12 protein-coding genes are annotated in these 9,145 nt (G+C 69.7%); 8 read left to right on the forward strand and 4 right to left on the reverse strand.

What is annotated here, in order from left to right:
* The 3 genes from HUV06_RS12275 to HUV06_RS12285 form a co-directional block, all read right to left on the reverse strand.
* On the reverse strand, positions 1 to 497 hold a 497-nt coding region (locus HUV06_RS12275; protein ID WP_305793642.1), incomplete at its 3' end, for a prephenate dehydratase domain-containing protein.
* Positions 494 to 1,051, reverse strand: a complete 558-nt coding sequence (locus HUV06_RS12280; RefSeq protein ID WP_174301552.1) for a DUF1465 family protein — start codon at positions 1,049 to 1,051, stop codon at positions 494 to 496. The genes HUV06_RS12280 and HUV06_RS12275, both read right to left, overlap by 4 nt.
* Positions 1,052 to 1,151: 100 nt before the next feature.
* The gene (locus HUV06_RS12285) at positions 1,152 to 1,358 is read right to left on the reverse strand and encodes a DUF1192 domain-containing protein (protein WP_174301553.1); all 207 of its coding nucleotides are present in this window, start codon (positions 1,356 to 1,358) and stop codon (positions 1,152 to 1,154) included.
* 87 nt (positions 1,359 to 1,445) lie between these two features.
* On the opposite strand from HUV06_RS12285, the gene HUV06_RS12290 reads away from it, so the two are divergent.
* Complete coding sequence (locus HUV06_RS12290) at positions 1,446 to 2,438, forward strand: NAD(P)H-quinone oxidoreductase (protein ID WP_371811077.1); 993 nt, start codon at positions 1,446 to 1,448, stop codon at positions 2,436 to 2,438.
* Positions 2,439 to 2,512: 74 nt separating this feature from the next.
* A complete protein-coding gene (locus HUV06_RS12295; RefSeq protein WP_174301554.1) occupies positions 2,513 to 3,364 on the forward strand; it encodes a glutamate racemase in 852 nt (283 codons plus the stop codon).
* Here the strand turns inward: HUV06_RS12295 and HUV06_RS12300 are convergent, their stop codons facing one another.
* Positions 3,365 to 3,781 carry a tRNA (cytidine(34)-2'-O)-methyltransferase gene (locus tag HUV06_RS12300; protein WP_371811078.1) on the reverse strand — a complete coding sequence of 139 codons (417 nt, stop codon included), beginning with the start codon at positions 3,779 to 3,781 and terminating at the stop codon, positions 3,365 to 3,367. It lies immediately after the preceding gene.
* A gap of 117 nt (positions 3,782 to 3,898) precedes the next feature.
* Between HUV06_RS12300 and petA the strand changes: the two genes are divergently transcribed.
* Genes petA through HUV06_RS12330 form a run of 6 tightly spaced genes read left to right on the forward strand, consistent with a single transcriptional unit; the run spans position 3,899 to position 9,041 of the window.
* Positions 3,899 to 4,462, forward strand: coding sequence for a ubiquinol-cytochrome c reductase iron-sulfur subunit (petA, locus tag HUV06_RS12305; protein WP_174301555.1), 564 nt, complete (start codon positions 3,899 to 3,901; stop codon positions 4,460 to 4,462).
* A gap of 43 nt (positions 4,463 to 4,505) precedes the next feature.
* The gene (locus HUV06_RS12310; RefSeq protein WP_174301556.1) at positions 4,506 to 5,843 is read left to right on the forward strand and encodes a cytochrome b N-terminal domain-containing protein; all 1,338 of its coding nucleotides are present in this window, start codon (positions 4,506 to 4,508) and stop codon (positions 5,841 to 5,843) included.
* 5 nt (positions 5,844 to 5,848) lie between these two features.
* Positions 5,849 to 6,712, forward strand: a complete 864-nt coding sequence (locus tag HUV06_RS12315) for a cytochrome c1 (RefSeq protein WP_174301557.1) — start codon at positions 5,849 to 5,851, stop codon at positions 6,710 to 6,712.
* Entirely contained in the window at positions 6,713 to 7,618 is a 906-nt protein-coding gene (locus HUV06_RS12320) for a S9 family peptidase (RefSeq protein ID WP_174301558.1), read from the forward strand.
* Positions 7,618 to 8,517, forward strand: a complete 900-nt coding sequence (locus HUV06_RS12325; RefSeq protein WP_174301559.1) for an S-methyl-5'-thioadenosine phosphorylase — start codon at positions 7,618 to 7,620, stop codon at positions 8,515 to 8,517. The genes HUV06_RS12320 and HUV06_RS12325 overlap by 1 nt, the downstream gene beginning before the upstream one ends.
* Positions 8,514 to 9,041, forward strand: a complete 528-nt coding sequence (locus HUV06_RS12330; RefSeq protein WP_174301560.1) for an adenine phosphoribosyltransferase — start codon at positions 8,514 to 8,516, stop codon at positions 9,039 to 9,041. The genes HUV06_RS12325 and HUV06_RS12330 overlap by 4 nt, the downstream gene beginning before the upstream one ends.
* Positions 9,042 to 9,145 lie beyond the last annotated feature (104 nt).

A 9,145-nucleotide genomic window follows, 5' to 3' on the forward strand; every position in this document is an offset into this window, starting at 1 on the left:
ACGTCGGCGGCCAGCACCTGAAGTCCGTACAGCTCGGCGGCGGCGGCGGCGGCCACCACGGCGCGGGTGCGGTCCGGCGACACGGCCAGCTCGGCCGCCGCACCGGCGGTGTCGTAGGCGGCCTCCGCCGCATAACCATGGTCACGCAGGAACAGGCCGCACTGCTTCAGCGCCATGGGATGGCTGGCGACCGTGCGCACCTCGGCCAGCGAGCCTCCGGGCACGCCCATCAGCTGCATCCGGATCGGCCAGGGGTGCTCCGCCAGCACCGCCAAGCCCGAGGACGCCAGCAGCGGAGCCACTTCGGGCACCGGCCCGGCTATGGTGTTCTGGCTCGGGATGAGCGCCAGGGCGCACGCTCCGGTCAGCACCGCGGCGAAGGCGTCGTCGAAGCTCGGATAGGGCGTCGGTTCAGCCCCGGGGAGCAGGGCCAGGCAGGCCTCGTGGCTGAAGGCTCCGAGCGCACCTTGGAAGGCGATGCGGGGCTTGCCGCTCAACCAGCGAAGGCGGCGCGTAGCCGGTCCAGCTGCGACATCACCGGGTTGCTGTCCACATCGGGCGAGGGCGCGCAGTACATGCGCGTATCCAGGTGGGCCACGCGCTCGTACAGCCGCCGGGACCTGTCCAGCAAGCGGAGCAGCCCCGTAGGCAGGGCGACCCCGTTCTCGTCCGGGCCTGGGCCCCAACCGGCGTCAGCCTCCACGTCGGCGACCAGGTCCTCGGCCACGGGCGTGCTCAGGCGATAGCGGGCGTCGCAGGCCTCGACCGCGGCCATGTCGCCCTCGCGCACCGCGCGCTGCACCAGCAGCCAGGAGGCCACCTGCATCAGCTGGGTGGTCAGGCGCATGCTGAGGCTGGCGTAGGCGAGCGCCGCGCTCCGGGCCAGGAGCCGCGCCTCCTGCCGACCGGCGCCGTCAAGATAGGCGGCGGTGTCCTCGACCAGGGCCATGCCGTCCTGGAAGGTGCGGTCGAACAGGGCCGAGCGGGCGAAATCCTGCACCGCGCCTGCCCGCGCGCCCACGTCCTGGTCCCGCACCGCCAGCTCGCTCATGCTCAAATCCTGAAGCTGGACCGGCCCACATCGGCCATGTCCGCCAACCAGGCGTGCAACGGCTGTGCCATGCCCGCCGCGGCGCGTGGTCCCACCGGGATCATCCTCGGCGGATGGAAAAGAGCGCGTCGGCGGCTTGCCGGCCCGACTGCTTGCGGCCGAGAGCGGCGCGGGTGCGCTCGACCTCGCCCTGGAGCCGCAGGATGCGGGCGTTCAGCTCCGCCACGCCGTAGGCGTCCAGGTCCTCGCGGGTCGCCGCGTCGAGGTGGGCGCCTCGGGGCGCGCGGGGCGGGGCCGGTTCCTCCATGGGAGTCCTCGTGAGACGGCGCCAATCGGCGGCCTTTGAGCTTATGCATCCTAACAGACCGCCGGGTGCGGCACGAGAGGCGAGACCATGCAGGACATCCCCCACCAGATGACACGCATCGCCGTCCGCGGCGGCAAGGGCGACCCGGAGGCCCTCTACCCCCAGATGGTGGAGACGCCCGCCCCCCGGCCTGGCGAGATCCTGATCCGGGTGTCCGCGGCCGGCGTCAACCGCCCCGACCTGCTGCAGCGCCGCGGCGCCTATCCGCCGCCGCCCGGCGCGCCCGACACGCTGGGGCTGGAGGTGGCCGGCGAGGTCGCGGCTCTGGGCGAGGGGGTGGCGCGCTGGCGGGTGGGCGACCAAGTCTGCGCGCTGCTCGGCGGAGGCGGCTACGCCCAGTACGTTGCGGTGGACGGGCGGCAGGTCTTGCCGATCCCACCCGGCGTCGACAAGGTGCAGGCCGCCGCCCTGCCTGAGACAGTGTTCACCGTCTTCGCCAACGTGTTCGAGCGGGCGCGCCTGCAACCGGGCGAGACCCTGCTGGTGCACGGCGCCACCAGCGGCATCGGCGTCACCGCCATCCAGATGGGCCGCGCCGCCGGGTGCCGGGTCATCGCCACCGGGCGCGGCGCGGAGAAGGCCGCCGCCGCACTGCGGCTCGGCGCCGATCTCGCCATCGACGCCAACACCCAGGACTTCGCCGTCGAGGTGAGGACGGCGGGCGGGGCCGACGTGGTGCTGGACATGGTGGGCGGCGATTACCTGCCGAAGAACCTCGACGCCCTGAATCCCGACGGCCGCATCGCCCAGATCGCCTTCCTGGCCGGCGCCGGCGTCGAGCTGAACCTGGCCCTGATGCTGGTGAAGCGCCTGACCCTCACCGCCTCCACCCTCCGCGGCCGCCCGGCTGAGGAGAAGGGACGGCTGGCTGCGGCCATCGAGGCGCGCGCCTGGCCCTGGGTCGCCTCGGGCCAGCTCCGCCCGCCGGTGGACAGGGTCTTCCCGCTGGAGGAGGCCGCCGCCGCCCATGCCTATCTCGAGGCGGGAGAGCACGTGGGCAAGGTGGTGCTGAGCATGTGAGCAGGCTGTCTGCTCACCTCCCGTTAACCCTGAAGGGTGGACCAAGCCTCCGCTCAGGGTAGAAGGGCGGCCCCATGGCCATCGGCGTATTCGATTCCGGCATAGGCGGCCTGAGCGTGCACCGCGCCCTCGTCGAGCGCATGCCCAACTCCGACTTCGTCTACTTCGCCGACCAAGCCCACTGCCCGATCGGGGAGCTCTCGGGCGAGGACATCGTGGACATCACCCGTCAGGGCTGCATCCGCCTGTTCGAGGCCGGGGCGAACCTAGTGATCCTTGGCTGCAACACCGCCTGCGCCACCGCGCTCCGCCGGTTGCAGCAGACCTGGCTACCCGGCTACCGCAGGACGCTAGATCGGCCGGTGAACGTCATCGGCATCATCGTGCCGACCATCGAGGCCGCCACCGGCCTGCCGTGGGAGCACGAGGCCGAGCGCCGCGGCGAGCGGGTTGAGGCGGTGGACGTGCTCGGCCTGTTCGCCACTCCGGCGACGGCGGGGAGCCGCGTCTATGAGATCGAGATCGATAAGCGCCGCCAGGACGTGGCCGTTTTCACAGAGCCCTGCTCCAACCTCGCTCGCCTGATCGAGGCCGGAGCGCCCCAGGAAGAGCTGGCGGCGGTGATCGGCGCCCATGTCCGCGCCCTGAGCCTGCGCATCGGACGGGAGCCCGATCGGGCGATCCTCGGCTGCACCCATTACGAGATCGTGGCCGACCTGTTCCGCGCGGCGTTGAAGCCCGGCACGCCCCTCATCCACCAGCCGGTCGCGGTCGCCGACGCCATGCAGCGCTACCTCGGCCGCCATCCTGAGTACGATCCAGGCCACGCGGGATGCCGCCGCTTTCTCACCACCGGCGAGCCCCGGGCGCAGAATGGCCACGCAGAGACCTTCTGGGGCGGTCCGGTGCGGTTCGAGGCGGCGTAGTCATCCTACCCGCGAGGGCGGAGGAAGGTCAAAACCGCCCGTCTGCCGCAGCGCTTCGCCGAGCACGATCGCCGCGGCGGCCACCACGTTCAGCGACCTCGGGCCGGGCGCCATGGGCACGACCAGCCGCCGGTCCGCCACCGCATGTACCTCTTCCGGCGCGCCTGCGCTCTCGCGACCCACGAGCAGCGTGTCATCCGCCCGGTAGGCCACGTCGGTATACCGCACCGCCCCACAGGTGGTCAGCAGCAGCATCCGGCCTCCGCCCGAGCGCCCCGCCAGGTAATTCGCCCACGAATGATGGCGCCTCACCTCAACCTGTCCGGCATAGTCCATGGCCGCCCGCCGCACCGCCCGGTCGCCCAGCGGGAAGCCGCACGGCTGATCACGTCCAGTCCCACGCCCAGACAGGCGCATAACCGCATGGCTCCGCCGAGGTTTTGCGGAATGTCCGGTTGAAAAAGCGCCAGTCGCATTCTAATCGGTCCCGGACGCGCTGATCTTCCCGCGCATAGCTGTTTCCAAGAGGCTGACGTGGTCGAGACGGCCAACGCCAATCCCAACGTAGAGCACGGCCACAGCGCCCAGCCGGGCGATGAAGGCAGCCGCCGCGACTTCATCCACATCGCGGCGATCGCCACGGTGGGCGTCGGCGCGGTGGCGACCGTGTGGCCGTTCATCGACCAGATGAACCCCTCGGCCGACACGCTCGCCCTGGCCTCGGTGGAGTACGACCTGTCCAAGGTGCTGGTGGGCTCCACCGCCTCCATCAAGTGGCGCGGCAAACCCGTTTTCGTGCGCCACCGCACGCCCAAGGAGATCGCCGAGGCCGTGGCCGACGACCACGCCCCCATGCGCGAGCCCGCCGCCGACGCCAGCCGCCACAAACCCGGCAAGGCGGAATGGCTTGTGCTGATCGGGGTCTGCACCCACCTTGGCTGCGTGCCGAACCTAGGCGGGACTTACGGCGGCTGGCTCTGCCCCTGCCATGGCTCGGTCTATGACACCGCCGGGCGCATCCGCGCCGGCCCAGCGCCTCTGAACCTGTTCCTGCCGGACTATGAGTTCCTCACGCCCACCAAGGTGAAGATCGGCTGATCGCCGCAAGGCGCGTCGGCCGCAAATCCCCAGAGCGAGACCAATGAGCGGACATTCCACCTACGAACCCAAGACCGGCTTCGAGCGCTGGCTGGATGTGCGCCTGCCCATCGTGCGGCTGGGCTATGACAGCCTGATTGACTATCCGACGCCGAAGAACCTGAACTACTGGTGGACCTTCGGCGGCATCCTGGCCTTCTGCCTCGGGGTGCAGATCATCTCCGGCGTCGTGCTGGCCATGCACTACGTGCCGAACTCGGCCATGGCGTTCAACAGCGTCGAGGCCATCATGCGCGACGTGAACTTCGGCTGGATGCTGCGCTACATCCACGCCAACGGCGCCTCGATGTTCTTCCTGGCGGTTTACATCCACATCAGCCGCGGCCTCTACTACGGCTCATACAAGGCCCCCCGCGAGGTGCTGTGGCTGCTCGGCTGCGTCATCTACCTCTTGATGATGGCCACCGCCTTCATGGGCTACGTGCTGCCCTGGGGCCAGATGAGCTTCTACGGCGCGGTCGTCATCACCAACCTGTTCTCGGCGCTCGACAGCGTGATCCCGGGCCTCGGCACCATGATCACCACCTGGCTGTGGGGCGGGTTCGCGGTCGACAACGCCACGCTGAACCGCTTCTTCGCGCTGCACTACCTGCTGCCCTTCATGATCGCGGGCGTGGTGGGGCTGCACATCTGGGCCCTGCACGTGCCGGGCAACAACAACCCCACCGGCGTGGCGGTGAAGTCCAAGGAGGACACCGTCCCCTTCCACCCGTACTACACGGTGAAGGACGGCTTCGCGGTGATCTGCTTCACCATCATGTTCGCCTGGTTCGTCTTCTTCGCGCCGAACGCGCTGGCTCACGCCGACAACTACATCCCCGCCAACCCGCTGCAGACGCCCGCGCACATCGTGCCGGAGTGGTACTTCCTGCCCTTCTACGCCATGCTGCGCGCCGTTCCGGACAAGCTGCTGGGCGTGATGACCATGTTCGGGGCCATCGCTGTCCTGTTCGCGGTGCCCTGGCTCGACACCTCAAAGGTGCGCTCCATGCGCTACCGGCCGGCGGCGCGGACCTTCTTCCTGATCTTCCTCGCCGTGACCCTGATCCTGGGCTGGTGCGGGTCGAAGGAGCCTGACGACGTGGTGATCGCCACCGGCCACGACATCGCCGGCGACCCTACAGGCCTGTCGGTGACGGTGTTCTCGCGCTTCCTGGCGCTCTACTATTACGGCTACTTCCTGGCCGTCCTGCCCCTGCTGGGCTTCTTCGAGAAGGCGAAGCCCGTGCCTGAGACCATCTCCTCGCCGGTGCTGTCCGCCCACGGCCATGGCGTGGCCATGCCGGCGGGCGCCGCCGCCGAAGCCTCCAAGAAGGGTTGAACTTGATGCTGCGTCACGCGCTCAGGGGCGCCCTGCTAGGGGTGGGCGTCGCGGGCCTGTTGCTGTCCGCCACCTCCGCCACCGCCAAGTCCAAGTGGGAGGAGGCCCAGCACCCCGGCTTCAGCTTCGAAGGCCCGCTCGGGAAGTTCGACCAGGGCGCGCTGCAGCGCGGCTTCAAGATCTATTCCGAGGTCTGCTCGAGCTGCCACTCGATGAACCTGGTCTACTACCGCAACCTGGCCCAGCCGGGCGGCCCCTTCTACAATCCGAAATATCCTAACCCCAACGACAGCCCCTACGCCAAGGCGATCGCGGCTGACGTCAAGGTGCCCGACATCGACCAGGACACCGGCGACGCCATCCAGCGTCCCGCCACGCCGGCGGACCATTTCCGCAACCCGTGGCCGAACGAGGCGGCGGCCCGGGCGTCCAACGGCGGCGCGCTGCCGCCGGACCTGTCGGTCATCTCCAAGGCGCGGGAGGACGGCCCGAACTACATCTTCAGCCTGACCAGCGGCTATCCCCCCAGCCCGCCCAAGGGCCTGACGGTGCCTGCGGGCAAGTACTACAACCCCTACTTCCCCGGCGACCTGTCGTCCTTCTGGTCGGGCCCCAAGGACAAGGTTCCCAAGGGCGGCTTCATCGCCATGCCCTTCCAGCTGACGCCCAACCGCGTCACCTACGACGACGGCACCAAGGCCACCACCTACCAGGAGGCCCACGACGTGGCGACCTTCCTGGACTGGGCCTCGGACCCCAAGCAGGAGGAGCGCAAGCAGACGGGCCTGGCGGTGATGATCTACCTGCTGGTCTTCGCCGGCGTCGTCTACGGCTCCTACCGCGCCATCTGGCGCAACGTGGCGCATTAGATGCGCTGCGCGGGGCTGGAGATCGGGGCGGCCCTGGTGGCCGCCCTTTTCGTTGGGGGAGGGGCTTCCGCCGCCGCCCGCCTGATGACCTGGCCGGACCTGCTGTTCCGGCCCAAGCCCCTGCCCACCCGCACCGTCTCCTACGGCGACGACCCCAACCAGGTCGCCGACCTGTGGCTGCCCTTGGGCAAGGGTCCGTTCCCAGCCGTGGTAATGATCCACGGTGGCTGCTGGCAAGCCTCCATCGCCAACCACACGATCATGAACTATGCGGCCGAAGACCTGCGCAAGCGCGGCGTTGCGGTTTGGAACATCGAGTACCGCGCCACCGATCAGCCGGGAGGCGGCTACCCCGGCACCTTCCGCGATGTCGGCGCGGCCATGGACCGGCTGGCGCTGGAAGCGCCGCATGACGACATCAGCATGAAGAGGGTCGTGGTGGTCGGCCACTCCGCCGGCGGCCAGCTCGCGCTGTGGGCCGCCGCCCGCTACAAGCTGCCGGCCTGGAGCCCGCTGCACTGGGCCGCGCCCCAGCCGGTGGTCGGCGTGGTCGATATCGCCGGCATCCCCAACCTGAAGACCGATACCCAGACCGCCTGCGGCCCTGAGGTCCTGAAGAAGCTCGCCGGCCCGGCGTCGAAGGCCCGGCGTGACGTCTACGCCGATACGTCGCCCAGCGCCTTGCTCCCGCTCGGTGTGCCTCAGGTGGTGATCCACGGGACCGAGGACACGACCGTTCCCCCCGTCATCGGCCAAGCCTATGTCCAGGCCGCCAGCGCCGCGGGCGACAAGGTCGTCTTCCATTCGCCCCCGGGCGGCCATGTGGAGGGGATCACCCCCGGCACGCCCGCCTGGGACGACGCCGTCGTTTCCATCAAGTCCCTGCTCCGCGGAGCCCCGGCCTAGTGAGCGATCCCGCGGCCCGCCCTTGGGTGCTGGGCGTCATCGGCGGCTCGGGTCTCTACGAGATCGCACAGCTCGAAAATCGCGAGTGGCGGCGCATCGACAGCCCCTGGGGCGCGCCGTCGGACGAGCTGCTGTTCGGCGATCTGCATGGCGTGCCGGTCCGCTTCCTGCCCCGCCACGGCCGCGGCCACAGGGTCTCGCCCAGCCACATCGACTACCGCGCCAACATCGACGCCCTGAAGCGCGCCGGCTGCACAGATGTCGTCTCGCTCTCGGCGGTGGGGAGCCTGCGCAAGAAGCTGGCCCCCGGCGACTTCGTGGTGGTGGACCAGTACATCGACCGCACCTTCGCCCGGGCCAAGAGCTTCTTCGGCGAGGGCGTGGTCGCCCACGTCTCCATGGCCCATCCCGTCTGCCCGCGCCTCTCCGAGCTGGCGGCCGCGGCGGCGGAAGCGGCCGGCGCCAAGGTGCGCGCGGGCGGGACCTATCTCTGCATGGAGGGGCCGCAGTTCTCCACCCGGGCGGAGAGCGACCTCTACCGGGACTGGGGCTGCCACGTCATCGGCATGACCAACATGCCCGAGGCCAAGCTGGCCCGGGAAGCCGAGCTGCCCTACGCCAGCCTGGCCATGGTCACCGACTACGACTGCTGGCACGAGGACCACGCCCACGTGCAGGTGGCCGACATCGTGCGCGTGATGCACGCCAACGCCGACCGCGCCAAGGCTACTGTGGCGCAGTTATGCAAGGCGCTGGCGAAGACGCCGCGCACGCCCTCGCCCATCGACACGGTGCTGGACGCTGCGCTGATCACTTCCCCCGAGCACCGCGATCCGGCGCTCATGGCCAAGCTGGACGCCGTGGCGGCGCGCATCCTCTCTGCGAAGACATCTGCATGAACCTGCGCGACGCCATCCGCACCATCCCGGACCATCCCAAGCCCGGGATCATGTTCCGCGACATCACTACCCTGCTCGGCGACGCCCGTGCCTTCCGCCAGGCGATCGAGGAGATGGTGGCGCCCTTCGCCGGCGAGCGCATCGAAAAGGTGGCGGGCATCGAGGCGCGGGGCTTCATCTTCGGCGCCGCGATCGCCCACCAGCTCTCCGCCGGCTTCGTGCCGCTGCGCAAGAAGGGCAAGCTGCCCCACAAGACCGTGGCCGTGGAGTACGCTCTGGAATACGGCGCCGACGCCATGGAGATGCACATGGACGCCATCGTGCACGGCGAGCGGGTCATGCTGGTGGACGACCTGATCGCCACCGGTGGAACGGCAGAGGCGGCGCTGAAGCTGCTGCGGGGCGCCGGTGCGGAGGTGGTCGCCTCCGCCTTCGTCATCGACCTGCCCGAGCTTGGCGGCGCGGAGCTGCTACGCCGAGCGGGCGTGCCGACCTCCGCATTGGTCGCGTTCGAGGGGCATTGAAGCTCGCCCTCTGCCGCAAGGCGCAGCGTCAGTACGGCCGCCCATCCTTGTGCTGATAGCTGTTCGCCCCTTCGGGAAGCTGCAGGTCGATGTCGGGGTAGTCG

The organism is Caulobacter sp. S45 (assembly GCF_903642205.1).
Lineage (GTDB): Bacteria > Pseudomonadota > Alphaproteobacteria > Caulobacterales > Caulobacteraceae > CAHJWH01.

Coding starts and splice junctions, on each gene's coding strand:
- HUV06_RS12280 (WP_174301552.1), bottom strand. CDS start 1,051: ATGAGCGAGCTGGCGGTGCGGGACCAGGACGTGGGCGCGCGGGCAGGC.
- HUV06_RS12285 (WP_174301553.1), bottom strand. CDS start 1,358: ATGGAGGAACCGGCCCCGCCCCGCGCGCCCCGAGGCGCCCACCTCGAC.
- HUV06_RS12290 (WP_371811077.1), top strand. CDS start 1,446: ATGCAGGACATCCCCCACCAGATGACACGCATCGCCGTCCGCGGCGGC.
- HUV06_RS12295 (WP_174301554.1), top strand. CDS start 2,513: ATGGCCATCGGCGTATTCGATTCCGGCATAGGCGGCCTGAGCGTGCAC.
- HUV06_RS12300 (WP_371811078.1), bottom strand. CDS start 3,781: ATGCGCCTGTCTGGGCGTGGGACTGGACGTGATCAGCCGTGCGGCTTC.
- HUV06_RS12310 (WP_174301556.1), top strand. CDS start 4,506: ATGAGCGGACATTCCACCTACGAACCCAAGACCGGCTTCGAGCGCTGG.
- HUV06_RS12315 (WP_174301557.1), top strand. CDS start 5,849: ATGCTGCGTCACGCGCTCAGGGGCGCCCTGCTAGGGGTGGGCGTCGCG.
- HUV06_RS12320 (WP_174301558.1), top strand. CDS start 6,713: ATGCGCTGCGCGGGGCTGGAGATCGGGGCGGCCCTGGTGGCCGCCCTT.
- HUV06_RS12330 (WP_174301560.1), top strand. CDS start 8,514: ATGAACCTGCGCGACGCCATCCGCACCATCCCGGACCATCCCAAGCCC.